The organism is Staphylococcus sp. EG-SA-2 (assembly GCF_017152085.1).
In genome coordinates this window covers 1-26991 of the sequence record NZ_JACYHC010001127.1, presented here as the reverse complement: position 1 = coordinate 26991, position 26991 = coordinate 1, and the positions used below count along the sequence as shown (strand labels likewise).

The following is a 26991-nucleotide window of genomic DNA, read 5'->3' as shown; positions in this document are numbered from 1 at the left end:
ATTTTCAATATAATTCAATAGGTTGGTAATATCTTGTAACAACTTTAACTTAGCTTCAATTTCGTCTATTTCAGGTTGTTGCTCTTTCAATTGAACGAAATCAATTTTATTTTTGTTGAGTTGGTTAATATTATCTTTTAATATATTATTTTCTAGTGTTTTCTTTTCTATTATTTCATATTCTTTAATAGCAGTTTCTTTACTTTCATTTACAAATGCTAGTATTTCTTTCGACCTAGCTTGTAAAAGTGGTATATTTTCAATCAATTTGTCTATCTGCTGAGTGGCAAGCTCTAATAAGCCTTTTATTTTGTCATCATCAAATGATTCAATTTCTTGCCATAAAAGGTCAATTTGTTGATATCTATTCTCGATTTGAGCTTTTTCTTTTTTTAGTTCTTCTTTTAATATTTCTCGTATAGCTTCAAATTTTTCACTGTCAAACAGTGTTCTTAATATCCCTTGCTTTTCACGACTGTTTGATATTAAAAAGCGTTTGAATTCACCTTGAGGCAAAATAAACAATTGTCGGAATTGATCTGCATTTACTCCTAATAATTCAATAATGAATTGGGTACCTGAAATTACTTTACTTTCTCTAATTTCATACTTGCCATCCACCATCTCAAATACATCAAATTTAGCGTTCGTTTTTGTTGTATTACCTTCTTTGATATAAGGGCCTTGTCTATGCACTTTATAAATTCGATGATTTAATTGAAATTCAAATGTTACTGACATCGGCTGTTTACCATCAGCGAAATGACTTCTCAAATCATTTTCTTCTCTTTGTTCAGTTGATGCTTTACCAAACAAGGCATAAGTCATTGCATCAAAAATCATTGTTTTACCCGATCCAGTCTTACCACTTATTAAAAACAATTCATTATTATCAATTTTAGAAAAATCAATTTCTTCTTTTAAAAAGGGGCCGAAATTATTCAACTTTAAATGTAATGGTTTCATTCATTAATCCTCCTTTCTCAATTCGTTTTCTAAAATATTTTTTATCTTTTTAGATTGGATATCCGATAATTCTTTATCAGTTATATGTTTATAAAACATTTCGATAATTGACATGTCATCTTTTTCACTTATTTCTATAGCATTATTTTCTTCATTATAATTAAAAGTTTCATTCGTCAGCGCTAAAGTATTAGGATAAATTTGTTTTAAACTCATCATTGGATCAGTAATATGAGACATATTTTTAAGTTTAAAATGTAAATAATTATCTTTATTTTTCACATGAACTTTTTCATTAATAACATCATTATATTCGCCTGAGATAATTTCCAATTGTCTAAGTGGCTTAAGAGGAATAAATACATCGTTAATAATGCCATCATTAATTGTTAAACGTCTATACCCTTTAGCTTGACCCGCTTCCGAAAATGAATACTGCAATAAGGAGCCACTATATTTAATTTTGTCGTCTTCTATACTAAATGGATGATGCAAGTGACCTAGCATGACATAATCAAATATATCAAAAACACCTTTCTGAACTGATTCAACCGTTCCAATAGTTAATGGTCTTTCAGAATCAGATGTCTTTCCACCTTGAACAGTCAGATGACTAATTAAAATATTGACGGCATCTTCATCAATTTCCGGTGCTATTGTTTCAATACAGCGCGTAATTCCCTGTTGATGTGTTTCAATGGTGTCATCTTCAAAGTAGTGTTTCATTTCGCTCACAGTAGCATAAGGGAGTGTATAAAAATTAACCCCATTTATCTCTATTGGTGAATTAATCGATGTAAAATCTGTTCTTATAAATAACTGATTATGTTCAAACCAACTCGCCCCATAGTTTAACCTCTCTTTACCATCGTGATTTCCACTAATCATAATTATTGGTATACGCAGTTCTAAATTTAACTTTCCAATCGCTTGTTCTAATAACATGATTGCATCTTTACTTGGATATGTTGTGTCATATAAATCTCCAGCTATCACAATGATATCAGGTTCTTCTTCTTTCATTTTTTCTACGAACATATCTAAAATATACGCTTGATCTTCTAAAAGCTGTTTGCCATTTAATATTTTCCCTAAGTGCCAGTCTGCTGTATGTATAATTTTCATTACTGCCTCCATATAGAACATTTGTTCGCTTTTATTTTAATATAATCATTTCACCTTTTCAAGTAAAATTAAAACCACTCATTGACTGATTTAGAAGTCGATCACAAGTGGTTTTAAAAGTAATTAATTGATTAATGTTTTCTTTAGTTTTTTGTATTTATATAGCATTGCTGCTCTCCAAGGAACAATCATACAGAATGCTAATAAAAAGAACATGCCGCCTAATTCTCCAGGATCTATTTCATTACTAATGAATATTTTCATCACAGTACGAATGATAAGTAATGAAATCAAAATAACTGGAAATGCTTTAGATCGTTTCATATAAATTTCTGTACCTTTGACTTCAAATCGAGAAGTCCAAATTAGAACTGTAGAAAAAAGCAAACCAATTATAAAGGCTTCTAGCATTTCCGATCCTGTTAGCCTAAAATATGGAACGACGTACATCAATGCACCGGTCGCCATAAAAAACGGTGGCAAAACTATTTTTTTCTCATTTACCGGATAATTTTGAGCTTTCATACGAATAACTATAACTATAGTTCCCATAAATAAAGCTACAATGATTGAAAATATTAAATAGAGCACGCAGACACCTTCTCGTTAAATAAACTCTCTGTAAATCATACAAAATGAATTATAGCATTTCTCAGTCTATTCGTCATTTTGTTAACTTTAATTTTAATAAACATATTTGTTTTTATTAATTTGATTATAAAAAGAGGCCATTTCCATATCTGGAAAATAGCCTCTATCAATTGCGAATTTACTTTTTCGCACTCTTCATATTTTGATCCATATTTTTATTCATCATCGTCATCATTTGATTAATTTTCTTCTGAGAAGGTTTTTGACCCATTTGCATCATCATCATACGAAGCATTTCTTCGTTGATTGGTGGGTTTTTCTTCAAGTAGTCCATCATATATTTTCTAGCTAAAAGGAAACCTCCAATTAAACCTAAAATTAATGCAGCTACTATAAAAATAATTGCTAACCAAGTTGCCATTGTTTCACCCGCTTTCTTTATCCTACTGAATTTTACTAAATTCATCACATTATTTCAAGAACTAGTTTATTCAAGTATTTTAATATCGATACTAAAAATAATATCAAAAATCATGCTGTTATAACAGAGCTTTTAAAGATTAATCTGAAATAGTATACTTTCATAACTTATCACTTATGATGTAGTTTAAGTGCTATACTCTAAATTTCAACACTTTAAAAGAAGCCTAAGATTATGCATCCTAGACTTCTAAACATACTCGCTTTATAAATTATTCTTATAAGCTCATAACTTGGTTTAAGATATTTTCTTTAGTAAATCCATATTTTTCAACTACTAAATCGCCAGGTGCACTTGCGCCAAAGCCGTCAATAGCAATAACTTTACCTGCAGTACCTACATATTTATGCCATCCAAGCGGTGAAGCCATTTCAATCGCAACACGTTTTGTTACGCTTGATGGAATAACTGATTCTTTATATTCTTCAGATTGTTGTTCAAATGCATTCCAGTTAGGCATTGAAACAACACGCACTGATTTACCTTGTTTTTCAAGATCTTTAGCAGCTTCAACTGCAAGACTAACTTCTGAACCTGAAGCTAATAATAGGAATTCTGGTGTCTCTTCAGAGCCATAAACTGTATAGGCACCTTTTCGAACGCCTTCTTCAACTACATCTTCTGGTACATCTAAAACCGGTAAGTTTTGACGTGTCAATACTAATGAAGTAGGTGTAGATTCAGATTCTAAGGCAACTTCCCATGCTACTCTTGTTTCATTACCATCAGCAGGACGGATAACATTCATATTTGGAATAGCTCTTAATCCAGCTAATTGTTCAATTGGTTCATGAGTAGGACCATCTTCACCTACTGCAATTGAATCATGTGTGAAGATGAACGTTGCATTTAATCCCATAATTGATGATAAACGTAACGCTGGTTTTAAATAATCACTAAATACGAAGAATGTTGCACCATATGGATGTAAACCTCCATGTGCAGCCATACCATTTACAGCAGCACCCATAGCAAATTCACGTACACCAAACCACACATTTTTACCTTCAGGTGTTTCAGAACTATAATCTGTTGCATCATTTACATTGGATTTGTTTGAACCAGCAAGGTCTGCTGATCCACCAAAGAATGAAGGGACAGTTTTACTGATTGCTTGAATAACAGTACCAGAATCAGCACGAGATGCACCATTATGACCCAGTTCAAAACGTGGTAATTCATCCTTATAATTTTTAGGCAATTTACCACTAATCGCTAATTTAAATTCTTCTGCTAATTCAGGATATGTTTCTGCATATTTTTCTAATAATGAATTCCATTGAGATTCATCTTCATTAGCACGTTTTAACATAGTATTTTGGAAAATTTCGTATACCTCTTCTGAAACATTAAAACGTTTTTCAGGATCTAAACCGTAATTTTCGAATGTTAATTTTCTTTCAACTTCACCTAAAGGTGCCCCATGAACACCATTAGTTCCTGCTTTATTCGGTGAACCAAATCCGATTGTTGTTTTAACTTCAATAATCGTTGGTCCTTCTTGAGATTTAGCTGTAGTAATCGCTTTATCAATTTCTTCTAAATCATTACCATCTTTAACTAGTAAGTAATTCCAACCATATGCTTCAAAACGAGCTTTTGTGTTTTCAGAAAAAGCTTTGTTTAATTCGCCATCTAATGAAATATCATTTGAATCGTATAAAACAACTAATTTACTTAATTTATTATGTCCAGCAAATGAAGCTGCTTCATGCGATATACCTTCCATTAAATCACCGTCAGAAGCTAATACATATGTGTAATGATCTACAACATTATATCCTTCTTTATTAAATTTCCCTGCTAGGTGATCTTCTGCTAAAGCTAATCCTACTGACATAGCAAAACCTTGTCCAAGTGGTCCAGTAGTAACTTCTACACCATCAGTATGTCTGTATTCAGGATGGCCTGGTGTTTTAGAACCCCATTGTCTAAATTGCTTTAATTCTTCTAATTCTAAACTACCAGAAACATGTAACAAGCTATACAATAATGCTGAACCATGCCCTGCCGATAATACGAAACGGTCTCTATTGAAGTAATCTTTAGATTGTGGATTAAAATTCAGATGACGTGTCCACAAAGTGTAAGCCATTGGGGCAGCTCCCATAGGTAATCCTGGATGACCAGAATTCGCTTTTTCGATTGTGTCGATACTTAGTGCACGTAGCGTATCAACAGCTAATTGATCTTTTTCATTAAACATCTTGTGTATCTTCCCTTCTTCAATTTTATCAAATACATTATAACTTATTTTAAAATAAAAAGATAAGTAAAATACTTATTTCAAGTTATAATGTCAGAAAATTCTTTACAGATTTGTGATTTAATTTTTATTATCTCTTTTTTGTTGTATCTCTTTAATTTTTTCAGGTGTTACATCATTACCTTCTGGATCAATTACTTTAGTATTTTCAATTTGTTGTTTAAACCCTTTTCTAAAACTCTCAAGATAAGCTTTTCTTAAGGCTGTTTGCTCCTTTGCTTCTTCTTGAGTTAATCCTACTTCTTTTTTCTTTTTAGCTAACTCGTTAATTCTTTCGATATTCAAATCAGAATTACTCAATTAAAAAACCTACCTTCAATTTGTTTATTCAATCATTATAATACTTTAACAAAATATAACAAATTTAAGACCAGCAAAAAAGTAATAAAAAAACGCTATTTCGCAAAAATAGGCAAAATAACGTTGTGACAATGTATCAATTTATTAAAGCGAACACTTTCCCATCTCTTTGTTCGCCATTGTTTGTAGGGTCTTTATGTTCGTATGCTTTATTTATCGTATTGTTCTTAATTTGATGGTCAGTCATTTCGTACACTTGTTCCGAGTGAGCACTAACGTTCGCACTTAACAAGAATATTGCAAAGGCTGCACTTGAAACTAAAAATATGATGATATATGTTGATACGTTTTTATATTTATTGTAAAACATCATTTCCACTCCTAGAACATTTGTTTGTATAAGTAATTTATCAGAACTTATGTTCTGTGTCAATATTTTAACGAACAAATGTTTGTTTTGGTTGTGAATTAATGATATACTGTATTTAAATTAATTTAGGGAGTGCCTATATATGAGAGAATTAACAAAACGACAAAGCGAAATATATAACTATATTAAACAAGTTGTTCAAATGAAAGGTTATCCGCCTAGTGTTCGCGAAATTGGTGAAGCAGTTGGCTTAGCATCCAGTTCAACTGTTCATGGTCATCTTTCACGTCTTGAAGAAAAAGGATATATAAGAAGAGATCCAACGAAACCACGTGCTATAGAAATTGTAAGTGATCAAACAAATGATAATATTAATATGGAAGAAACGATTCATGTGCCAGTTATTGGTAAAGTCACAGCAGGTGTTCCTATTACCGCTGTAGAAAATATTGAAGAGTATTTTCCATTACCTGAACACTTAACATCGACACATAATAGCGACATATTCATATTAAACGTCGTAGGCGACAGTATGATTGAGGCTGGTATATTAGACGGAGACAAAGTAATTGTTCGCAGTCAAACCATAGCAGAAAATGGAGACATTATTGTTGCTATGACTGAGGAAGATGAAGCAACTGTCAAACGCTTCTATAAAGAAAAAAATCGTTATCGATTACAACCTGAAAATAGTACAATGGAGCCAATTTACCTCGACAATGTTGCTGTAATTGGGAAAGTAATTGGTTTGTACCGCGAAATGTAATATTTTAAACCGTTATATATTATCGTAATTGTTAAACCCTCATTTTTATAAATTTTGGACCTCTTGAAAAAGTTTCGTTTTCAAGAGGTTTTATTTATTCTAATCTAAATTCAGTTCAAACAGAAATTGCGAATTGTTAGATAATCTCATTCTTTAATATAAATTTTGAATTACAGATTCCTGCAAAATGTTACACAAATTAAAACTCGCCCCCGTAATAATTTACAGGAGCGAGCCATTATTATTTTTTTCTTTCTTTTTTATTAAGTATATCTTTGACGCGTTCAAGTATATCCGCATCTTTTGGTTTATCTGTTGTCATCATGTTTATCTACTTCCTTACAGACAAACATTACCCTTTAAACTCATACCAAAAACATTAACCAGTATAATTTTCTGTCCAAAAAGGTTGTTTTTCATCATTAAAATCAACACCAACACCTAATATTTTAAACGTATCATTTAAAATATTTTTTCTGTGACCAATAGAATTCATTAATCCTTGATGTGCATAGATACTACTAACTTGACCATATGCTAAATTCTCTCCGGCTGAGTTAAATGTAATACCATCTTTTTTCAATCGATCAAATGGTGATTGACCTTTTAAATTTGTATGATCAAAATAATGATTTTTGGCCATATCTTTACTATGCTTACGAGCAGTTTCAGAATTCTGTTTAGAATACTTCAATGTAGATAATTGATGTTGTTTTCTTTCAGCATTAACTAAATCAAAATTTTGTAGTTCAAAACTATCTGCAAGCGATTTCGAAGGTGCTCCATATTGTTCTTTTAATCTATTTTCCATAGCATCACTTACTTGTAAAACAGCTGTTACATTATTACGTCGATGCTTATCATAAAATACCGTCGTATAAATGTGATTTTTATGGAAAACATCATATTCTTTATTATTTTGTTCGTAACGCACTCTACCTTTAACAATCTCTGTTTCTGGTTCGCCTAATCTTTGCCTTACAACCGATTTAGGTGTATTGTATTTAATTTTTGATTTTGAAGTGATTATATTTTGATTTGTATATAACGCATTAACTTTATCTTTCATGTAACTTATCATTATAAAATTATTGTAATCGTCATCATAATACGTATACCACTTCGTACCATATTCATTAAATGTCACTCTTTTTGGTTTATTTAATGTTTTCTCAACATCTGATTTCGACATGTTCATTTGTATATTATTAAAGGCAAATTGTTGTTTCTTCGGTGTATCCAATTTATTTTCCGCAGAAATTGTTTCTTTATTGATGTGAATGTCAATATATTGTCTTACTTCATTTTGTAAATGAATGAATGGTTTAAATTCTGTTATTGGCGCAATGATAATAATTGATAAAAACGCAACAACAGTTACTATGAATTTTTTAATTTACATCACCTACTATAAATATTAATCTCTATCACCGTTGAAAATAGAGTTTCTAACAATAACATAATCTACAGTACGTAATGATTTCAAGTCTTTTCCACCGGCATATGAAATTGAGCTTTGTAAATCTTGTTGCATTTCTTTTAAGGTATCCATTAATGAACCCTTATGTTCTACAAACATTTTTTTACCTTCTACATTTTTATGTTCGCCTTTTTGAAATTCAGATGCACTACCAAAATATTCTTTATACTGTTTACCATCAAGTTCTACAGTTTCACCAGGTGATTCTTCGTGTGCCGCAAATAATGAACCAATCATGACCATTGATGCACCAAATCTAATTGATTTAGCGATGTCGCCATGCGTTCTTATACCACCATCGGCAATCAAAGGTTTACGAGCTGCTTTACTACATATGTTTAATGCCGCTAACTGCCAACCACCAGTACCAAAACCTGTTTTAATCTTTGTAATACAAACTCTACCAGGACCTATACCGACTTTGGTAGCATCAGCACCAGCATTTTCTAATTCTCTAACACCTTCTGGCGTACCAACATTACCAGCAATAACAAAACTATCAGGTATATGGTTTTTTATATGTTTAATCATGTTTATCACTGAATCTGAGTGACCATGCGCAATATCTATTGTAATATATTCGGGGATTAATTTTTCTTGAGCTAACTTTTCAATAAAATCAAATTCCGCTTTCTTTACACCAACTGAAATAGATGCAAATAAGCCTGAATTTTGCATATGTTTTATAAAAGGTATTCTTGCTTCTTCATCAAAACGATGCATGATATAAAAGTAATCATTTTCAGCAAACCATTTCGCTAATTTCTCATTCATAACTGTTTGCATATTTGCAGGAACTACAGGTAGCTTGAATTTTTTCGGACCAAATTGGATAGTTGTATCACATTCAGACCTACTTTCAACTATGCATTTATTAGGTATTAATTGAATATCTTCGTAATCAAATATTTTCACTTTAAATAGCCCCTTTAAAAACTAATTATTTTTAAATGCAAATTAAAAACCGAATGTTTCCTTATTAATATGAGAAAACATTCAGTTTATAGCATTCGTATATACTGTACATTGTTTTATTGATATTGTAAATGGGCTAAAGTGCGAAATTTGATTTTACCAACTTGATTTTTTAACACCTGGAATTTGTCCTTTGTGCGCATGTTCTCTAAACGCAATACGAGACATTTCAAATTTACGTAATACACCTCTAGGTCTTCCAGTTACTTTACATCTTCTAGTTAAACGTGTAGGTGATGAATCTCTTGGTAATTTTCTTAACGCTTCGTAATCACCTTTTGCTTTTAACTCTTTACGTAATTCGTAATATTTATTTACTAACTCTTCTCTTTTTCTCTCTTTTGCTATTTTAGATTTCTTAGCCATATATAGTTACCTCACTTTTTATCAAATCGTAATTATTACGATTTATATAATAACACAATCCTCACATAATTCAACAGTAAAGTTTCATTTCTTTGTTAAATCATTTTCTAAACCATCATATTTAAGATTAAAGTGTATTATCGAACATTTATAAAACATACCCAGAATTACTTCGTACTTATTAAATTCCGCTTTGAAATTTTAAATTCTACTATATTAAATACTCTTTCAAGCATTCGCTAACAAAGTGACTTTATAAAATCAGTAATCTATTTCCTTCTATAAATATTCTCAAATTTTAATAAAGTAACAACTAATACAATCATATATTGTTCTACCGATGAAACTCAATCCATTAATCACTCTTCACAAAAATTTCATAAAAAAGCGAGCTCCCCAATATAATAGGTAAGCCCGCTTTATTTTCAAATCGTCGTATTTGAATGATAAGAATTACTTAGTTTCACGATGTAACGTATATTTGTTTAATCTTGGGCAATATTTTTTCATTTCAATACGCTCAGGATTATTACGTTTATTTTTAGTAGTGATATAGTTACGATCGCCACATTCTGTGCATGCTAATGTTACGTTTACGCGCACGTTAAACACCCTCTCTTGTTAGGAATCTTTACGATTTATTATGATATCATAAACTGCTCAACTACGCAATATAGAAACTACATATCAAATTTATTTTTCAAAGTTTTCGTATGTTTCATCATTTTCAGTTTCAAGATCAATAGAATTTATATCAATACCTAATGCTTTTGCAACACCTTTACCATATTCTGGGTCAGCTTTGTAACAATGACGAATATGACGTCGTTTAACATCATCCGTTACGCCTTCCATTGCATTTGCTGTATTTGTAAAAATTCTTTCTTTAGCGTCCTCTGATTGTAATCTAAACAATTTACCTGGTTGTTCAAAATAATTATCATCATCTTGACGTTGATTATATTCATAGCCGTATCCATCAGTTGGGAATGGTGGCTTTTTATATTCAGGTTGAGAATCAAATTTACCATGGTTATTTGGATAATAATGTGTTCCTCCACCTTGGTTATTGTCAACTACGCGCATTTGACCATCTCTACTAAAAGGACAAATATTTTCAATACCAACACCTTTAGGTTGGTTTACAGGAATCTGCCAATGATTAACTCCTAATCGATATCTTTGCGCATCGCCATATGAGAATAAACGCCCTTGCAACATTTTGTCTGGAGAAAAATCTAATCCTGGAATAATATTAGTTGGTGCAAACGCAGCTTGTTCAACATCCATAAAGTAATTATCTGGATTTCTATTTAATTCAAACTCTCCAACTTCAATTAGAGGATACTCATCGTGATACCATACTTTTGTTAAATCAAATGGATTATCTTTATGGTTTTTAGCTTGTTCCTCAGTCATTACTTGAATATACATTGTCCATTTTGGATAATCACCTTTTTCAATGGCTTCGAATAAATCGCGTTGAGATGAATCACGATCTGTAGCTATAATTTCAGCAGCTTCTTCATCAGTTAAGTTTTCAATACCTTGTTGCGTTCTAAAATGGAATTTAACCCAAACACGTTCACCAGAATCATTATACATAGAGTATGTGTGAGAACCGAACCCATGCATATGACGTAAATCTTTAGGAATCCCTCTATCTGACATTAAGATCGTTACTTGGTGCAATGCTTCTGGAAGACCCGTCCAGAAATCCCAGTTATTTTGTGCATCTCTCATATTTGTTCTAGGATCTCGTTTCACCGCACGATTTAAACTAACAAATAACTTTGGATCTCTAAAGAAGAATACTGGTGTGTTATTCCCTACTAAATCCCAGTTCCCTTCTTCAGTGTAGAACTTTAACGCAAATCCTCGAATGTCACGCTCCGCATCAGCAGCACCACGTTCTCCTGCTACAGTAGAGAAACGGGCAAACATTTCGGTTTGCTTACCTATTTCAGAGAATATTTTAGCATTCGTATATTTTGTTATATCTTTAGTTACAGTAAATGTCCCAAATGCACCAGAACCTTTGGCATGCATTCGACGTTCTGGTATTACTTCTCTATCAAATTGAGACATTTGCTCTAAAAAGTAAATATCTTGCATTAAAAGAGGTCCCCTAGGCCCTGCTGTCATACTATTTTCTCGGTCTGATACTGGATGCCCAAAAACACCAGTTAACTTTTTGTCTTGTTGTGACATAGTCATCCCTCCACAATTTATAATAATTATAATTTAATACATATTATAATTTAACCCCATCAAAATTACAATTAAACATGCTCAAGATGATTAAAAAATCAGAAAATTTTAATTTTTTCGCTTTACAGTACTAAATAGTTATTGAATAGTACACTTAAAAAGCTTACAATAATGGGTATATTTAAATAGATGGGAGACTAAATATGGAAGATAATAAAATGAACCGTAGTCTTAACTCAAGACACATTTCCATGATTGCTATAGGTGGTGCAATTGGGACTGGTCTATTTGTAGCTACTGGTAATATCATTTCTCAAGCTGGTCCTGGAGGCGCTATACTCGCTTATCTTGTTATTGGTGTCATGCTATATTTCTTAATGTCATCAATTGGAGAGTTGGCAACATTTTATCCAGTATCAGGTTCATTCAGCTCTTATTCAACACGCTTTATTGACTCATCTCTTGGCTTTACCATGGGATGGTTGTATTGGGCATTGTGGTCATTAGTTACAAGTGTTGATGTCATAGTAGCGTCAAATGTGCTTTATTTCTGGGACACATTTAAATTTTTCCACCCCATTACTTGGAGCTTAATCTTTATTACAATTTTACTATTATTAAACATTTTTTCTGTAAAATCATTTGGAGAAACTGAGTTTTGGTTATCATTGATTAAAGTGTTAACAATTATCGTATTCGTTATTTTTGGCTTTTTAATGATTTTCGGTATCTTAGGTGGTCATACATATGGATTTGAAAACTATACAAAAGGCCAAGCACCGTTTGTTGGTGGTATCTCTGGTTTCTTAGGCGTATTATTAGTCGCCGGATTTTCGGTTGGTGGTACAGAAGTAGTAGCAGTAACTGCTGGTGAATCAGATGACCCTAAAAAGTCTATGCCTAAGGCAATTAAACAAGTATTTTGGCGTATTCTTTTATTCTATGTCTTATCAATTGCAGTAATTGGTGCAATTATTCCGTACACAGATCCATCATTATTAAGAGCAAGTAGTTCAATAAGTCAAAGCCCATTTACAATTGTATTCGATAGAGTAGGCATAGCCTTTGCAGCATCAGTAATCAACGCGGTTATTTTAACTTCATTATTATCCGCTGCAAATTCAGGTGTTTATACAACAGGCAGAATGTTGTATTCCTTAAGTTCAGACAAAAAAGCACCCCAATTTTTAAGTAAATTAAACAAGACAACTAAGTTACCTTTAAGAGCATTATTAACTACTTATGCAGTCGTTGTTATTGTTATTATTTATGCAAACTTTAATTCAAATGCCGTTTTTAATTTACTTGAAATTATTGGTTCAATGATTATAGTTGTTTGGGGATCAAGCATTTGGTCACAAATACGATTGCGACAAGCTATTAAAAAACAAGGTCAAGACCCTAATAAGGTCCTACCATATAAAGCACCTTTTTATCCATTAGGACCAATCATTGTCATCACTACACTATTATTCTTGCTATTTGGTGGCTCAGTTGAATATATTTTAAAAGATCAATGGTTAAATGCTTTTAAAAACTTTTTACCTTTAATCATTCTAGCGTTGATTTACTTTATTCATAAAATCATTCACAAAACAAAATTTGTAAAGCTAGAAACAATTAATTTAAAACCACACGATTATGACAATCAAAAATAAATAAATTCTTACACGGCAGATGCTTTAGATTATCTATAGCATTTGCCGCTTTTTAATGGTGTAAAGCAGATATACTTTAATATCTTTTTCTAGTATAAAGTGTATTAACTAGTATTCTGTTTATATTTTATTATTACCATGTTACCATTCTTTATTTTAGATATTTTGCATATCGTGTATAATATAGATAACAATAACTTTTCAGGGGTGAAATTCAATGATTGGACAAACAAATTTATTTGATGATGTACTAAAGCAAGATGAAAGATTTGTTATTGTAGTTCAAGCATTAGAAGAAAAGAACGGACAATTATTAAAGAGAACTTTAAGGGAATATCCCGGTTTAAACCATAAACAAATGAATGATTTATTTACGCACTTAAAGGAATTATTTTCCGAAGAATCATTTGCTGAAAACCAATCAGCGTTCAGTATTACAGTTTATACAAATTTAGATTATACTGCTGACCAAATATATGCTCATGTAAAACGTTTCAGAGGTAAGCATGACTGGACACAAACAGCTAAATAAAATCAAGATGCTTGCAGTGATTTTAACAATTAATGTTAGATTGTCACTGCATTTTTTAATGCATTCGTTATTATTCAGAATGATCAAATTTATTTACCTACCTTCCGTGACTAGTTAATACTTGATTTATTCAAAAAATATACATTTACTCTATTCGTTTGATATCATTACTAATCTAAAATATGTATTTCAAATCCTCCATAGTATAACTGAAGTCATTTTCACATAAATAAAAAGCCTTAACCACAAGATATCTTATTCAAATATCATGTGTTAAGGCTTATTTTAAAATTTATAACAATTTTTTGAGCGCATGTGGAATACCATTTTCATTATGGTCCAACGTAACTTCATCTGCATATTGCTTAAGTTCATCTGATGCATTCCCCATAGCAATAGCTAGACCTGCGACTTCAAACATTGATTTATCATTCATACTATCACCAAAAGCAATGACTTGATCCACCGAATATCCCAATTTGTGACATAACGCTTTAATTGCATTACCTTTTGAAACATCTTTGGCCATAAATTCTAAGAAGAATGGCTTACTTGTCGTAGCATCTACATTATCATTGAACACACCATTCAAATCAATTCTAGCTTCTGTAATATTCGCTACATAATCTACACCCATGACCTTGGGTACATCGCCTTGAATATACGCTTTGATATCATCAACACGTTTCATCGGTAAACCTGTTAATTCTGCTTCAATATTCATATACTCATGTTCGCTGTCGTAAATAATTTGACCATCATGATATGTAAGAACGAAAAAGCCTCTGTCTCGACAATAATCTACAATTTCATCGAAATCTTGCTTACCAATCGATTTACTTACTTCTACTTCTTCATTAGTCATGTTAATCGTTTTACTACCGTTATAACTAATAATATAGCTATGATGTTCAGGTAATTTTAAATCTCTAGCAGTTGGAATCATACCTTCAGTAGGTCTACCAGATGCTAAAACAACATAATAACCTTCATCTTGAATTGCTGTTAAATAATTTGCAGTTTCTTCTGATATCACATTATCTGAATTTAGCAATGTGTCATCCATATCTAAAACGACAACTTTATAATTTGTCATATCGCATTAAATCTCCTCTCTATTCTGCATTTAATACTATTTTACAATATAAAGCGTCTATTGGTATACAATTCGTTCTTTAACACCACTGATATTAATATCGACCAATTCAGAATGGCATGATACTACCTGACTATTTAAAGAGCGAACCAATTCCCCACTATTTTCTTTACGACTAAATATTAAAATAGTTGGTCCAGCACCACTAATTACAGTTGCATAGGCATTATGTTGACTAGCAATTGTTTTCACTTCATCAAATTCAGCAATTAAATGCTGACGATACGGTTCATGAAAGCCATCTTGTTGCATGAGTTTACCTGCTAATTCATAATTGTGCTGTGCTAATGCACAAATCATTGTATTACTAATTGCACTACTTTTTACCGCTTCACTATGTGTTAATTTTTGTGGTAAAGCACGTCTTGATGCTTCTGTTTTTAGTTCATAAGTTGGTATCGTTACAATCACATCCACGTCTGGTATGTCGATATGTGCAACTGACGTTTCTTTCGAGACATCATTATAAAATCCAGCGATTAAACCACCATAAATGGTCGGCGCAACATTATCAGGATGTCCTTCGATTTCAGTCGCTAATTGTAATACCTCATGTTTAGACAGTTGGATATCACCAAAATAATTTGCGATATATATAGCTCCTACTAAAGCAGAAGCTGACGAACCTAACCCTCTTGCCAATGGAATATCACTTCTCATTTCGATACATAAAATAGGCAAGTCAACACTATATTTAGAAGCAACTTGTTGTGCTACATGATAAATAAAGTTTGTTTCGTCAGTAGGCAATTGCTTAGATGCATCATCATGGAAAATATATTCCCATTTTGTCCCTGATGTTTCCTTTACAGACAGATGCAAAAATTTATCTAAAGCCATACCTATAGAATCAAAGCCAACTCCAAGGTTGGCTGTTGATGCAGGAATTGTTAACTCCAAAACATTCGACATGTTATAAAGCTCCTTTAATATAATCGATAATGCTATCTTTATCATTTTGCAATGGCTTTATCGGATTATCTAGTAGTGAAATAGCAGTATCAGGATCTTTTAATCCATTACCAGTTAAAATAGCAACTACTTTTTTACCTTGAGGTAATTTACCTTGTCTATGCAATTTAATTAAACCTGCAATAGAAGCATTACTTGCTGGTTCACTAAAGACACCTTCTTTAGTTGTCATTAACTGATATGCTTCTAGAATTTCATCATCAGTAACACTATCTATTAATCCATTTGATTCTTTAAGAGCATTAGTCGCCTTATCCCAACTAGCAGGATTACCAATTCGAATAGCAGTTGCAATCGTTTCAGGATTTTTAATGACTTTATTTTGAACAATTGGTGATGCGCCTTCAGCTTGGAAGCCAAACATTTTCGGCAATTGTGATCCTTTAGCTTCATGATATTCTTTAAAGCCTTTCCAATATGCAGTAATATTACCTGCATTACCTACAGGAATCGCTAAAATATCAGGTGCTTCACCGTCTAATTGTTGTACAATTTCAAATGAGCCTGTCTTTTGCCCTTCGATTCTAAATGGATTGACAGAGTTTACAAGCTCTATTTCGCCACTTTTTGCAATTTCTTTTACAATTTCTAAAGCTTCATCAAAGTTTCCTTCAATAGAAACGATTTCTGCACCATACATTACTGCTTGCGACAATTTACCTAATGCAATTTTACCTTCTGGTATTACGACGATAGCTTTTAAACCTGCTCTCGCTGCATATGCTGCTGCAGACGCTGATGTATTTCCAGTCGAAGCGCATATTACAATTTTCTTACCTTGCTCTTTTGCTTTTGTCACAGCCATTACCATACCGCGATCTTTAAATGAACCTGTCGGATTGGCACCTTCATACTTCACATATAAATCTATACCTAGTATTTTAGACATATTTTCACAATGAATGAGTGGTGTATTTCCCTCGTTCAATGTTAATTTTGGTGTATTTTCATTTACTGGTAAATGTGCTTTAAACTCTTCTACTAATCCTTGCCATCTTCTCATTATAATTAAACTCCTTCTACTGGGTATACTTTGTCAACTTCGTATCCATGCTTAGTGATTAATTCTTCCGGTGATGATTCCAATCCAACTATAACAGCGGCATATGATTGATTATCGTAATTTGCAACTCTTAATGATCGGTGAAATGGTAATATTGCCTTTAACTCATTTTCAAAATTTTCAATTGAACCTTTGACATGATTCACTACTACAAAGAAATTGGATTTTTCTTTAATATTAATTTCTGCATCTGAATCCATCATTTCCCTTGTTTTATCTGTCTTTAATTCAAAATGTGGTGGCAATGTGTGTAAATCTGATTCAAAGAATAATGCTACATTCAATAAATCACTGACAACGGCACTACCTGTTGCTAAACTGCCTGCTCCTTTTCCATAAAACATCGTGTCACCAACGGCATCACCAATAACATAAATCGCGTTATATTCATCCTCTACAGCTGCTAATTGATGCTTTTTATCAATTAACGTTGGTTCTACCGATGCATTAACTTTGCCATTTTCATATATTCCCTTACCAATCAATTTAATTTTATACCCCAGTTGATCGGCTACATTAATATCAGTTAAAGTTACGCCACTAATTCCTCTTCGTTTAACGTCGTTTAATTTAATGACTTGGTTAAATGATAAATATGATGTAATGACAACTTTACGCGCTGCATCTACCCCTTCTACATCATCAGTTGGATCCGCTTCAGCAAAACCAAGTCTTTTCGCTTCATCAAGTGCTTCCTCAAATGTCGTTTGCTCTTTAGTCATTTTAGATAAAATAAAATTAGAGGTACCATTTAAAATTCCCATAAATTTTGAAATATTATTCGCATTCAAACCATTATTTATGGCATTTACGATCGGAATACCACCTGCTACACTCGCTTCAAACTTTAAAGCTACACCATTTTCTTCTGCTAAATCTTCTAAAAGTTTAAGATGTACTGCTAATAAATCTTTATTTGCGGTAATAACATGTTTTTTATTTTTAAGTGCTGTTCTTAACCAATCTACAGTTGGTTCAATTCCTCCCATGACTTCAACGATAATATCTAATGAATCATCATTTAAAATTTCATTAACATCTTCAGTTAAATGATATTGGCTAATATTTAGCGGTCTCTTTTTAGATTTATCTCGAACAAGAATATGCTTTATGACAATATCTTTATTTAATGTATCTTGAATTTGCTGTCGGTTCTCTTCGATGATTTTAACAACACCAGATCCGACAGTACCTAATCCTAATAATGCTATATTTAATTTTTTCATTTTATGTACCTCCGTTTGTGCTTTTGAGAAAAACAAATGTATTATTGAAAAACACTAGATGATAGTATAGTATAGAATTATTCTTTATTTTTGTAAAGTTCGTAATATTCAAAATATAAATACATAATATCATTCTTACTTACAAAACTGAATACAATTTTCTGATTTTTTAGAAAGGTTGGCATGCACTATGAAAGTTTCCAAATTCGGTGGTAGCTCCGTCTCCAATGCTACTCAAATTAAAAAGGTTTTAAATATTGTTAATTCTGATCCAGAGCGAAAGATTGTTATCGTTTCTGCTCCAGGTAAAAGACATGATAATGATATTAAAACAACTGATTTGTTAATCAGATTATATGAAAAGGTCATTAATCATCTTGATTATCATGATAAAAAAAGAGAAATTATTCAGCGTTATGATGATATTGTAAAAGAATTGCAAATGGATGAAAGTATTTTACGGACGATAGATGTGACTTTGGAACATTATATTAATCAATTAAAAAATGAACCAAAGAGACTATTAGATGCATTACTTTCTTGTGGTGAAGATTTTAATGCGCAATTGATAGCTTTATATAATAATAGTCAAGGTATACCAACAAAATATATATCACCGAAGGAAGCGGGTATTTTTGTTACTGACGTCCCACAAGAAGCACAAATATTAGATAGTGCTTACTCTGAAATTAAAAAATTAAGAGATTATGATGAAAAACTAATTATCCCAGGATTTTTTGGCGTATCTCATGAAGGATATATAGTTACATTTCCACGTGGCGGATCAGATATAACTGGCGCCATCATATCAAGTGGTGTTAGAGCCACAATTTATGAAAATTTCACCGATGTGTCTGGTATTTATAAAGTTAATCCAAATATCATCAAAGATCCTGAATTAATCGAAGAAATCACTTATCGAGAAATGCGTGAATTATCTTATGCTGGTTTTAGTGTTTTCCATGATGAAGCCTTACAACCACTTTATAAAGATCGCATCCCTGTGGTGATTAAAAATACGAACCGCCCTCAAGATAAGGGTACATTTATAGTGCATGATAGAGAAATAAATGCGAAAAATGTGATTAGCGGTATAAGTTGTGATAAAGATTTTACTGTCATTAATATCAAAAAGTATTTAATGAATAGACAAGTCGGCTTTACTAGAAAGATATTAGGTGTCTTAGAGGATAATAATATTTCATTTGATCATATGCCTTCAGGTATTGATACTATCAGTATCGTTATGCGTTCAAAACAAATTCAAAATAAAGAAACAAAAGTATTAAATGAAATTCGTCAAAAATGTGATGTTGATGAGCTAAGTATTGAGCATGATTTAGCAATATTAATGATTGTCGGCGAAGGTATGAATAAAGTCATCGGTACTGCAAATAAAATTACACATGCCTTAGCTGAATCAAAAATTAACTTAAAAATGATTAACCAAGGTGCTTCGGAAATCTCGATGATGTTTGGAATTCATGTAGATGATGCTGAAAAAGCTGTATTATCTACATATGAGTTTTGCTATCACGGGGTTGCATTAAAAAACTTGTGTGATAAAAACTAATATAAAAGCAATTCGTAACACATGTATTCAACTGCGTTATGAATTGCTTTTTCTTAATTATTTATTGTTCTCTGGATTGCATCCTTAATACGTTGCTCACCTACTACAAATTTTAAAATAAAAAATTGATAGTAGCTTAATGCATCTATGACTCGTTTATAATTGGAATAATGATGATACTGATGGTGTTGCATTAGATCATACATTAGAACAATCTCCGGTTTAATATAATCCACATCCCAATTTAAACTATGGAAGTATATGTTACTCTTAGGTATACGTATATTCGGATCCAATCTAAAAATCCATTCATCGTTTACTACATCATAAACGAAAATACTCATTATTGTTGTATCATCATATTGCACATAAACTTTTGCAATTTTTGAAAGTGATAAATCTTCTTTAGCTATTGCTTGATCTTGCTTATCTATGTATAGTAACGCATATGATTGCGGAATAACTTTCACAATATCACTTAAACGCTTACGTTCCACGCATATTTCAACAATAGAAGGTAATTTTAATTCATCATTTAAGAAAAGCTGCATGGCAACTTCACCGTGAAATTTAAATAATTGCGATGATGTTTTCATTAAATTGTCCACTAATTGTTCTTTAGCATTCATTTCATTCACTCTCAAATACACCTCCTAAGCAAGCGCTTTCACAAATATCATTATACATTTTAAAATTAATGAATTCAATCTTCAAAATACTATGAGTGACCTAATTCTGTCATTTAAATGACCGTTATAACATAAATTCGACATAAACTTGAATTCACGAATCTTTCACGTCATATTCATTGAACATCAATATCTGTCAGTTTATAATTTGATTATAACAATGATGAACTAAAATCAACTAATAAAAATGTGGGAAATTGAATAACAATTAATCTTTATTAATTATTATTGTATACAAAGTTAAAGAAGTCAAAAAGGATTGGTGAAAAAATGTCTTTTTATGTTGTACTTATCATTATCATTGTAGCATTAATTGGTATATTAGTTTTAAATCAAAGGTATAGTAATAGTAAAATAGATACCGAAGTTTATGCAAGAAAGCAACTTATTAAAAAGAATAAAGCATTAAGTGCAGAAAATGCTGAATTAAGAAGTCAAATGCTGAGTTCTAATAATGATGTTGGACACCATGCATACAAAAATGCTAAAAGAGAATTACGCAAGATTTTAGATAGCTATCTCGAAAATGGTAAATTAAAATATTACGATATTATCGTTACAAGCAATTTAGCTACTAAACATCCGTTTTTCGAGTATGCACGTTCATTTGATTTTATCATTGTTTCAGATATCGGTTTAATAAACGTTGATGTAAAAAGTTGGGGTGAAAAAACATTTTATCACTTTGATGTACCTGATGAGCATGATACAGAAATGAGCAATAGTAATATTGAAAAAGTTGTCGGTCATTACATTAGCCAGCAATATCATGATCAGTTTAATTCATCAAGAAAGTCTATCTATACTTTTACAGAAACAGTTCAACCAAATCGTGTTATTTATGATTTTTATGATTATGATCCATATCAATTAGCAGCAAATAATGCTAAAGCATTAAAGGATCATATTGAACAAAACTTTAACTTTAAAGTCCAAAGTACCGGTGTTATTTACTTTAGTGATGGTACAGTTAATATCATTCAAGGTTCTGAAGAAAGAGATAAATATGTTGATACCGTTTCAACAAAATCTTCATTACGACGTATTATTAGCGAAGCCATAGAGCTATCTAAACACCCTTTAAATAAAGAACAGGTTGATCAAATCACAGCTATATTCAAGTAAAATCAAAGGCATAATAATCCATTACGCTCGATACGCACTATGGTTATTATGCCTTTAAATTATTTCTTTATATATAAAGTTATGGTAATAATAAATCGATGCTTCAAGTATATTTTACTTTAATATATATAATCACCTATTTAATTATTTACTCCAAATATTTAATTTCTGTTGTTTAGCTTTATTTTGTGCTTCTATAAATACATTTCTATATTTGCCATTTGGTGAAAAATACTTCTCTCTAGCAAGTCCCTTTTCCACTAATTCCTTATTGTACATACGATCTTTACTTATCCATACATACGCCAATGTTCTACCATAGCGATCTTGTTTTTCTTTATCATATTCTAAATAAACATCTTGATTTGTTAATGTCTTCTTACTATAATTTGATGCTTCTTTGCCAAATGGTTGTACAGGCGTATTCGGTTTCACCGTTTCTGGCGTATCAACCCCTATAAGCCTAACTTTAATTTCTTTACCATTTTGATTTGCAATAAATGTATCACCATCCACAACTCTTTGAACATGTACTTTATCTTTACCATTTAAATCTTGTACAGTTTCATGATTCGTCCCCTTTTTGAAAGGACCCGTATGATTCATAAATTGAAATGCTAATACACCTACAATAATGATGGCTACCACAATCATAGCAAGCGATTTATTTGACTTCATATTGCCACCTACTTCTCTTTTTTCATTCCGATTAATCATATAAAAGTTAAGAAATATCGTCAATAGCCATATCTACATATTTCAATATTTTGGAAAGCTATAGCATGATATAATGTTATTGTTAAGGAGTGAAAATAAATGAACATTTCAAATGAAAATACAGTCACATTAATTGCAGTAATTATCGCAATTATCATTGGTATTTTCCTACAAATATTTTTCAAATTACCATTAATAGTGACGGCAGTACTATCTATTTTATTGGGTATCTTTGTAGGCTTTATCGTTTACTTGATTGTTTCGTTTTATAATAAGCGAAAAAATTAGTTAACAAATCTAAATTGCGAGTACCAAAATAAAAGTATTGAGTAAGATTTTGATTATTGACTCACTTTCCAAGTCTCTTAAATCAAAACACTCAATACTTTTTTGTTTGTATTTAGATCCAGCCTTTTTCATTTGCCTTTTTCCAAGCATCAAAACGATTATCTGCAAATAATTTATCAATTATAACAGATGTATAATTTCTAACTGTTCCATCTGTCAAAAATAATTTTTCACTTATTTCTTTACTACTTAAACCATTGCCAATTTCCCTTAATACAATTTGTTCTTTGGGCGTTAATGGGTTTTTATCTACAAAAAATGAAGTCATCAATGTGGCGCTATATTCTTTCTCTCCGTTATTTACTTTATTAATGGTTTCCACCAATTCTTCTATAGAACGTTCTTTTAAAACATATGCATCCACATCATTCACAACTGCTTTTTCAAAGTATCCCGGTCTTTTAAAAGTTGTTACAATAATCACTTTAATATTCAAATGCTTTTTTCTAATTTCCGCTAAAACTTCAAGTCCAGTCATGCCTGGCATTTCTATATCTAAAATAACAACGTTAGGATTATATTCTTCAATAAGTTTCATTGCATCGAGACCATTATCAGTATCTGCTAAAATTTCAAAATCACCATGTAGTTTAATTAATTGAACCATTGCCTGTCGTAACATATTTTGATCTTCTGCAATAATTAAAGATGTCATGCTATTCCTCCTGTTGAGATTTCAATGATTATTTTAGTTCCATTTGTTGAGTCGACTGCTAAAGTTCCATTTAAATGTTGTACACGCTGTGAAATACTTTTCACCTCACAATCACTATCGATACCTTTGCCATCATCTTCAATCATAAGCAGTAATTTATGATTGTTTACAGTTTTTAATTTACCATGAACTTTTGAAGCATTTGCATGTTTAATAACATTATTTATCGCTTCACGCGTAATCATAACTAACATAGATTGTTTAGTAGGACTTAATACTTGCGCTAATTCTTTATTTTCAAATGTAAAATCAATATCAGCATCTTTTAAAACTTTACGTATACTATCAATCTCTTCAATAAATGATGGTAATTTTACATCATCAATAATTTCTCGAACTTTGTTCAATGATTCACGAGATAATTTATTAATTGCTAATAATTCAGCTTTTACTTTTTCTACATCAGTATCTATTAGTTTATAAGCTAATTCTGATTTTAATGATAAACTTGCAAACACATGCCCTAACGTATCATGTAAGTCTTGACCAATTCTATGTCGCTCTTGTTCAGCAATTAATGTATTAATATGTCTATTTTTTTCTGCTATTTCTTTTTGATATTCACGGTTTTTCATTTTTTTAAAATTATCTAGCATTATTAACGATATAACGACATAATAAACCATCATTGCAACAAAATAGTTGTTATACAATAAGTACGTTATTATTGTACATATAATCATTGTTAGTATGAAAAGATTAGTTGCCGTTTTTTTAACATTATTTTTAAAAGTAAATGGAACGGCAAAAGCACTATAAAAGAAAAACAAACTTAGCATTGGATGTACACTGAAAACAAAATAACAAATAATAAAATAATGAATAATCAACAAAATGTAAAACATTAATGTATTAAGTCTATTATTTACTATAACTAATATAAGATACGACAACGAAAAGACAATGACTGATATAATATACAACCATTTGGGACCATATACTTCATTAAAAAATATACCGGCAATAGGAAAAATCAGATAAAGTATAGACGATATTTCAGCAATTGAAGTATCTTTTAAAAATTTCATATTTTATTCCGCCCTTTTAAAATGACTAATACAATATACTGCTATTATACTCCCTAAAACATACAAGAGTATTATAGCAAATGATATTAAATTGATATGATGATTTGAAGCAATATCTACACCTAGTTTACGCAAATGATAGCTCGGTAAAACATGAGCAACATGTTGAAGCCAATTTGGAAATGTGTTTATCGGAAACCACAATCCACCTAATACTGCTAAACCAATTGTTACGATATTAGCTAAAGCACTTGTTTTTTGAATATCATTTAACAAAGAAAATAATATGCCAAAAGTTATTAATAGAGACGCACCTAACCATAAAAATATTCCTGACTCTAACCATTGAACTGCACTCATTGCAACACCTTTATAAAAATGTCCAACCATAAAAATAACTAATATCGCTATTGCAAATTGCAGCATAGTTTTCACTACTTTTGAAATATAATAACTAGTAAAAGTAAATGGTGTTACCATTAATCTTTGGCGCCATTCATTTTGTTTTTCATTAATAATATCTAATGGAAAAGTTAGTAAACTAAAACTTAACAAACTATAAACCGTCATACTATACATATACTCTTTATAAAATTTAGGTTTAACATCTTCCGGCAATTCCAATATCGAAGTAAATAATATATAGAATATCACAGGAAATAAAATAGATAATATTAATGTTGTTTTTTTACGCATTATAACTTTAAATTCGATTTTCAAGTAACTTAGTATCATAATTAGATCCCCTTTGCTTTTTATTGTTGAAGTATGAATCAACAATTGAGACTTTTTGTATTTCAATATCATCCAAATTAATATGAAGTTGTTGAAGATATAAAATCGTATCATTTACATTTGAAGTAATAATTTTGATAGTGCCATTATGATTTTTTTGAATAACTAAATCATCTTTATCTAGTTTTAACTTTCTTATATATTCATCGGATAACGTAATCTGAGATTGCTGATTGGTTCTAATATGTGACGTTGAATCATTAAGTATTATTTCTCCATTTTCAATGAGAATAATTTTGTCTGACATACGTTCGACTTCTTCAATATAGTGCGATGTATAGAGTATCGTTCGATTATCTTCTTTTAAATTTTCAATAATTGACCAAAAATATTCTCTAATTTCTATATCCATAGTCGATGTTGGTTCATCTAATAAGATCAATTGTGGTTGTCCGATTAAAGATAATACAAAATCGAGTAATCGTTGTTGACCACCAGAAAGTTTATTTACAAATTGGTTCAGTTGACTAGAATCAAATTTCGTCAGTTCTATTATTTCTTCCAATGGTAATGGATTTTCGTAAAATGATTGATATAAGTTGATAATCTCAATAACTTTTAATTGATCTGGAAACATCGTTTTTTGGAACATTATACTGCGATTTTCACTTTGTAATAACTTGTCTTTATCAAATATCTCACCAGAATTAGCATTAACATTACCAATTAATATATCAATTAACGTTGACTTTCCAGCACCATTTTTTCCAATTAAAGCGATACATTTACCTTGTTCAATATCGAACGAAATATTTTTTAGAACACATCTTTTATTAAATGACTTGTTGATATTAGATATTTGAATCAATTTAATCACCTCTATTTTTTTCTTAATTTAATATTAGTAAATTTATTAGATTTAAAATAGAACACTTTGTCATAGATTTGAAATGACAAATGTCATTATTAGGTTTACATAATATATTTATCGTTATTTTAATTTTGGGCAAAATAAAAAGAGCCTCTATAATCGAGACTCCTTACAAATAAATTATAAAATTGGCGAAACTAATTTTGCTAACGATTCTTTGAATTTAACAGACAGCGGTCTATTGGCATATGATTCTTTGGTTAGTTGTTTTGATTTTGTAATATCATGTTCATAAGCCACCCTTAAATCCTTAGCAAGATTTTCATCATATACAAAGGCATTTACTTCAAAATTTAATTCAAAACTTCTAAAGTCCATATTTGCTGTGCCCACTGATACGATTTCATCATCAATTAAGCACATTTTAGAATGTATAAATCCATTTTCATACGTATAAATTTTAACACCACTTGATAATAAGTCAGAGGCATTTGAAAATGTCGCCCAATAAACTAAAGGATGATCTGGCTTACATGGAATCATTAGATGAACATCTACACCTGATTTAGCTGCAATTTTAATGGCATTTATATATGAGTTATCCGGAATGAAATAAGGCGATTGCAAATATACCGACTTCTTAGCGCTCATAATCATTTTTGTATAACCATATTCAATTTGATGCC

At 31.0% G+C, this 26991-nt stretch carries 31 protein-coding genes; 7 read left to right on the top strand and 24 right to left on the bottom strand.

Annotated features, from left to right (window positions below; genetic code table 11):
- The 8 genes from IDG60_RS18830 to sosA all read right to left on the bottom strand — a co-directional run.
- On the bottom strand, window positions 1-966 hold a 966-nt coding region (locus IDG60_RS18830; RefSeq protein ID WP_031900957.1), incomplete at its 3' end, for an AAA family ATPase.
- A gap of 3 nt (window positions 967-969) precedes the next feature.
- Complete coding sequence (gene sbcD, locus IDG60_RS18825; RefSeq protein ID WP_000691301.1) at window positions 970-2091, bottom strand: exonuclease subunit SbcD; 1122 nt, start codon at window positions 2089-2091, stop codon at window positions 970-972.
- A gap of 123 nt (window positions 2092-2214) precedes the next feature.
- Window positions 2215-2682, bottom strand: coding sequence for a CcdC family protein (locus tag IDG60_RS18820; protein ID WP_000966142.1), 468 nt, complete (start codon window positions 2680-2682; stop codon window positions 2215-2217).
- A 93-nt stretch (window positions 2683-2775) separates the two neighbouring features.
- Entirely contained in the window at window positions 2776-2874 is a 99-nt protein-coding gene (locus IDG60_RS18815; protein WP_001789897.1) for a hypothetical protein, read from the bottom strand.
- Entirely contained in the window at window positions 2861-3103 is a 243-nt protein-coding gene (locus IDG60_RS18810; protein ID WP_000246909.1) for a YneF family protein, read from the bottom strand. Before IDG60_RS18810 ends, IDG60_RS18815 begins: the two co-directional genes overlap by 14 nt.
- A 277-nt stretch (window positions 3104-3380) precedes the next feature.
- Window positions 3381-5369, bottom strand: a complete 1989-nt coding sequence (tkt, locus tag IDG60_RS18805) for a transketolase (protein WP_000481443.1) — start codon at window positions 5367-5369, stop codon at window positions 3381-3383.
- 120 nt (window positions 5370-5489) lie between these two features.
- Window positions 5490-5729, bottom strand: coding sequence for a DUF896 domain-containing protein (locus IDG60_RS18800; RefSeq protein WP_000071351.1), 240 nt, complete (start codon window positions 5727-5729; stop codon window positions 5490-5492).
- Between the two features lie 136 nt (window positions 5730-5865).
- Window positions 5866-6099: a DNA damage-induced cell division inhibitor SosA gene (gene sosA / locus IDG60_RS18795; protein WP_000499650.1), complete on the bottom strand. Its 234-nt coding sequence runs from the start codon at window positions 6097-6099 to the stop codon at window positions 5866-5868.
- Window positions 6100-6241: 142 nt separating this feature from the next.
- Between sosA and lexA the strand changes: the two genes are divergently transcribed.
- Window positions 6242-6865: a transcriptional repressor LexA gene (lexA, locus tag IDG60_RS18790; protein ID WP_001208755.1), complete on the top strand. Its 624-nt coding sequence runs from the start codon at window positions 6242-6244 to the stop codon at window positions 6863-6865.
- A gap of 379 nt (window positions 6866-7244) precedes the next feature.
- Here lexA and IDG60_RS18785 read toward each other — a convergent pair whose 3' ends face one another.
- The 5 genes from IDG60_RS18785 to IDG60_RS18765 all read right to left on the bottom strand — a co-directional run bounded on the left by IDG60_RS18785 (window position 7245) and on the right by IDG60_RS18765 (window position 11897).
- The gene (locus IDG60_RS18785; RefSeq protein ID WP_001797872.1) at window positions 7245-8261 is read right to left on the bottom strand and encodes a CAP domain-containing protein; all 1017 of its coding nucleotides are present in this window, start codon (window positions 8259-8261) and stop codon (window positions 7245-7247) included.
- Between the two features lie 21 nt (window positions 8262-8282).
- Complete coding sequence (gene guaC, locus IDG60_RS18780; RefSeq protein ID WP_000688122.1) at window positions 8283-9260, bottom strand: GMP reductase; 978 nt, start codon at window positions 9258-9260, stop codon at window positions 8283-8285.
- Window positions 9261-9416: 156 nt separating this feature from the next.
- Window positions 9417-9686 carry a 30S ribosomal protein S14 gene (gene rpsN / locus IDG60_RS18775; RefSeq protein WP_001085655.1) on the bottom strand — a complete coding sequence of 90 codons (270 nt, stop codon included), beginning with the start codon at window positions 9684-9686 and terminating at the stop codon, window positions 9417-9419.
- A 453-nt stretch (window positions 9687-10139) separates the two neighbouring features.
- On the bottom strand, window positions 10140-10289 hold the full coding sequence (gene rpmG / locus IDG60_RS18770; RefSeq protein WP_001265708.1) for a 50S ribosomal protein L33: 150 nt from the start codon (window positions 10287-10289) through the stop codon (window positions 10140-10142).
- 90 nt (window positions 10290-10379) lie between these two features.
- Window positions 10380-11897, bottom strand: a complete 1518-nt coding sequence (locus IDG60_RS18765) for a catalase (RefSeq protein ID WP_000082539.1) — start codon at window positions 11895-11897, stop codon at window positions 10380-10382.
- A gap of 203 nt (window positions 11898-12100) precedes the next feature.
- Between IDG60_RS18765 and IDG60_RS18760 the strand changes: the two genes are divergently transcribed.
- The 3 genes from IDG60_RS18760 to IDG60_RS18750 all read left to right on the top strand — a co-directional run bounded on the left by IDG60_RS18760 (window position 12101) and on the right by IDG60_RS18750 (window position 14087).
- On the top strand, window positions 12101-13555 hold the full coding sequence (locus IDG60_RS18760; RefSeq protein ID WP_000389956.1) for an amino acid permease: 1455 nt from the start codon (window positions 12101-12103) through the stop codon (window positions 13553-13555).
- Window positions 13556-13693: 138 nt separating this feature from the next.
- On the top strand, window positions 13694-13798 hold the full coding sequence (locus IDG60_RS18755; RefSeq protein WP_001791424.1) for a hypothetical protein: 105 nt from the start codon (window positions 13694-13696) through the stop codon (window positions 13796-13798).
- Window positions 13773-14087, top strand: coding sequence for a hypothetical protein (locus tag IDG60_RS18750; protein WP_000580201.1), 315 nt, complete (start codon window positions 13773-13775; stop codon window positions 14085-14087). The genes IDG60_RS18755 and IDG60_RS18750 overlap by 26 nt, the downstream gene beginning before the upstream one ends.
- 292 nt (window positions 14088-14379) lie before the next feature.
- Here the strand turns inward: IDG60_RS18750 and IDG60_RS18745 are convergent, their stop codons facing one another.
- The 4 genes from IDG60_RS18745 to IDG60_RS18730 are packed head-to-tail and all read right to left on the bottom strand — an operon-like array spanning window position 14380 to window position 18504.
- Window positions 14380-15183, bottom strand: a complete 804-nt coding sequence (locus IDG60_RS18745) for a Cof-type HAD-IIB family hydrolase (protein ID WP_000186309.1) — start codon at window positions 15181-15183, stop codon at window positions 14380-14382.
- A 57-nt stretch (window positions 15184-15240) separates the two neighbouring features.
- Window positions 15241-16155: a homoserine kinase gene (gene thrB / locus IDG60_RS18740; RefSeq protein ID WP_000073180.1), complete on the bottom strand. Its 915-nt coding sequence runs from the start codon at window positions 16153-16155 to the stop codon at window positions 15241-15243.
- Between the two features lies 1 nt (window position 16156).
- Entirely contained in the window at window positions 16157-17218 is a 1062-nt protein-coding gene (gene thrC / locus IDG60_RS18735; protein ID WP_001255461.1) for a threonine synthase, read from the bottom strand.
- Window positions 17219-17223: 5 nt separating this feature from the next.
- A complete protein-coding gene (locus IDG60_RS18730; protein ID WP_000735864.1) occupies window positions 17224-18504 on the bottom strand; it encodes a homoserine dehydrogenase in 1281 nt (426 codons plus the stop codon).
- A 190-nt stretch (window positions 18505-18694) separates the two neighbouring features.
- On the opposite strand from IDG60_RS18730, the gene IDG60_RS18725 reads away from it, so the two are divergent.
- The gene (locus IDG60_RS18725) at window positions 18695-20077 is read left to right on the top strand and encodes an aspartate kinase (protein WP_000868650.1); all 1383 of its coding nucleotides are present in this window, start codon (window positions 18695-18697) and stop codon (window positions 20075-20077) included.
- 53 nt (window positions 20078-20130) lie between these two features.
- On the opposite strand, the gene IDG60_RS18720 is transcribed toward IDG60_RS18725, so the two are convergent.
- The gene (locus tag IDG60_RS18720) at window positions 20131-20706 is read right to left on the bottom strand and encodes a hypothetical protein (RefSeq protein WP_001803470.1); all 576 of its coding nucleotides are present in this window, start codon (window positions 20704-20706) and stop codon (window positions 20131-20133) included.
- A 330-nt stretch (window positions 20707-21036) separates the two neighbouring features.
- On the opposite strand from IDG60_RS18720, the gene IDG60_RS18715 reads away from it, so the two are divergent.
- Window positions 21037-21891, top strand: coding sequence for a hypothetical protein (locus IDG60_RS18715; RefSeq protein ID WP_000011826.1), 855 nt, complete (start codon window positions 21037-21039; stop codon window positions 21889-21891).
- Window positions 21892-22035: 144 nt separating this feature from the next.
- Here the strand turns inward: IDG60_RS18715 and nucI are convergent, their stop codons facing one another.
- Window positions 22036-22569, bottom strand: coding sequence for a thermonuclease NucI (gene nucI, locus IDG60_RS18710; RefSeq protein WP_000841351.1), 534 nt, complete (start codon window positions 22567-22569; stop codon window positions 22036-22038).
- Between the two features lie 138 nt (window positions 22570-22707).
- On the opposite strand from nucI, the gene IDG60_RS18705 reads away from it, so the two are divergent.
- Window positions 22708-22896 carry a hypothetical protein gene (locus IDG60_RS18705; protein ID WP_001027143.1) on the top strand — a complete coding sequence of 63 codons (189 nt, stop codon included), beginning with the start codon at window positions 22708-22710 and terminating at the stop codon, window positions 22894-22896.
- 112 nt (window positions 22897-23008) lie between these two features.
- Here IDG60_RS18705 and IDG60_RS18700 read toward each other — a convergent pair whose 3' ends face one another.
- From IDG60_RS18700 to cls, 5 genes are all read right to left on the bottom strand, one after another.
- Window positions 23009-23611: a response regulator gene (locus IDG60_RS18700; RefSeq protein WP_000202390.1), complete on the bottom strand. Its 603-nt coding sequence runs from the start codon at window positions 23609-23611 to the stop codon at window positions 23009-23011.
- Window positions 23608-24699: a sensor histidine kinase gene (locus IDG60_RS18695; RefSeq protein ID WP_000670307.1), complete on the bottom strand. Its 1092-nt coding sequence runs from the start codon at window positions 24697-24699 to the stop codon at window positions 23608-23610. The genes IDG60_RS18700 and IDG60_RS18695 overlap by 4 nt, the downstream gene beginning before the upstream one ends.
- Before the next feature lie 3 nt (window positions 24700-24702).
- Window positions 24703-25434 (bottom strand): ABC transporter permease, encoded by a 732-nt coding sequence (locus tag IDG60_RS18690; RefSeq protein WP_000603970.1) that lies wholly within the window; start codon window positions 25432-25434, stop codon window positions 24703-24705.
- Complete coding sequence (locus IDG60_RS18685; protein WP_000593436.1) at window positions 25403-26311, bottom strand: ABC transporter ATP-binding protein; 909 nt, start codon at window positions 26309-26311, stop codon at window positions 25403-25405. Before IDG60_RS18685 ends, IDG60_RS18690 begins: the two co-directional genes overlap by 32 nt.
- A gap of 174 nt (window positions 26312-26485) precedes the next feature.
- The coding region (gene cls, locus IDG60_RS18680) for a cardiolipin synthase (RefSeq protein ID WP_206161051.1) at window positions 26486-26991 on the bottom strand (506 nt) is incomplete at its 5' end.

Excerpts from the sequence above, each read along its gene's own strand:
- sbcD (WP_000691301.1), bottom strand. The coding sequence starts at position 2,091 with ATGAAAATTATACATACAGCAGACTGGCACTTAGGGAAAATATTAAAT.
- IDG60_RS18810 (WP_000246909.1), bottom strand. The coding sequence starts at position 3,103 with ATGGCAACTTGGTTAGCAATTATTTTTATAGTAGCTGCATTAATTTTA.
- tkt (WP_000481443.1), bottom strand. The coding sequence starts at position 5,369 with ATGTTTAATGAAAAAGATCAATTAGCTGTTGATACGCTACGTGCACTA.
- sosA (WP_000499650.1), bottom strand. The coding sequence starts at position 6,099 with ATGTTTTACAATAAATATAAAAACGTATCAACATATATCATCATATTT.
- lexA (WP_001208755.1), top strand. The coding sequence starts at position 6,242 with ATGAGAGAATTAACAAAACGACAAAGCGAAATATATAACTATATTAAA.
- rpsN (WP_001085655.1), bottom strand. The coding sequence starts at position 9,686 with ATGGCTAAGAAATCTAAAATAGCAAAAGAGAGAAAAAGAGAAGAGTTA.
- IDG60_RS18765 (WP_000082539.1), bottom strand. The coding sequence starts at position 11,897 with ATGTCACAACAAGACAAAAAGTTAACTGGTGTTTTTGGGCATCCAGTA.
- IDG60_RS18760 (WP_000389956.1), top strand. The coding sequence starts at position 12,101 with ATGGAAGATAATAAAATGAACCGTAGTCTTAACTCAAGACACATTTCC.
- IDG60_RS18755 (WP_001791424.1), top strand. The coding sequence starts at position 13,694 with ATGTTACCATTCTTTATTTTAGATATTTTGCATATCGTGTATAATATA.
- IDG60_RS18750 (WP_000580201.1), top strand. The coding sequence starts at position 13,773 with ATGATTGGACAAACAAATTTATTTGATGATGTACTAAAGCAAGATGAA.
- IDG60_RS18745 (WP_000186309.1), bottom strand. The coding sequence starts at position 15,183 with ATGACAAATTATAAAGTTGTCGTTTTAGATATGGATGACACATTGCTA.
- thrB (WP_000073180.1), bottom strand. The coding sequence starts at position 16,155 with ATGTCGAATGTTTTGGAGTTAACAATTCCTGCATCAACAGCCAACCTT.
- thrC (WP_001255461.1), bottom strand. The coding sequence starts at position 17,218 with ATGAGAAGATGGCAAGGATTAGTAGAAGAGTTTAAAGCACATTTACCA.
- IDG60_RS18730 (WP_000735864.1), bottom strand. The coding sequence starts at position 18,504 with ATGAAAAAATTAAATATAGCATTATTAGGATTAGGTACTGTCGGATCT.
- IDG60_RS18725 (WP_000868650.1), top strand. The coding sequence starts at position 18,695 with ATGAAAGTTTCCAAATTCGGTGGTAGCTCCGTCTCCAATGCTACTCAA.
- IDG60_RS18720 (WP_001803470.1), bottom strand. The coding sequence starts at position 20,706 with ATGAATGCTAAAGAACAATTAGTGGACAATTTAATGAAAACATCATCG.
- IDG60_RS18715 (WP_000011826.1), top strand. The coding sequence starts at position 21,037 with ATGTCTTTTTATGTTGTACTTATCATTATCATTGTAGCATTAATTGGT.
- nucI (WP_000841351.1), bottom strand. The coding sequence starts at position 22,569 with ATGAAGTCAAATAAATCGCTTGCTATGATTGTGGTAGCCATCATTATT.
- IDG60_RS18705 (WP_001027143.1), top strand. The coding sequence starts at position 22,708 with ATGAACATTTCAAATGAAAATACAGTCACATTAATTGCAGTAATTATC.
- IDG60_RS18700 (WP_000202390.1), bottom strand. The coding sequence starts at position 23,611 with ATGACATCTTTAATTATTGCAGAAGATCAAAATATGTTACGACAGGCA.
- IDG60_RS18695 (WP_000670307.1), bottom strand. The coding sequence starts at position 24,699 with ATGAAATTTTTAAAAGATACTTCAATTGCTGAAATATCGTCTATACTT.
- IDG60_RS18690 (WP_000603970.1), bottom strand. The coding sequence starts at position 25,434 with ATGATACTAAGTTACTTGAAAATCGAATTTAAAGTTATAATGCGTAAA.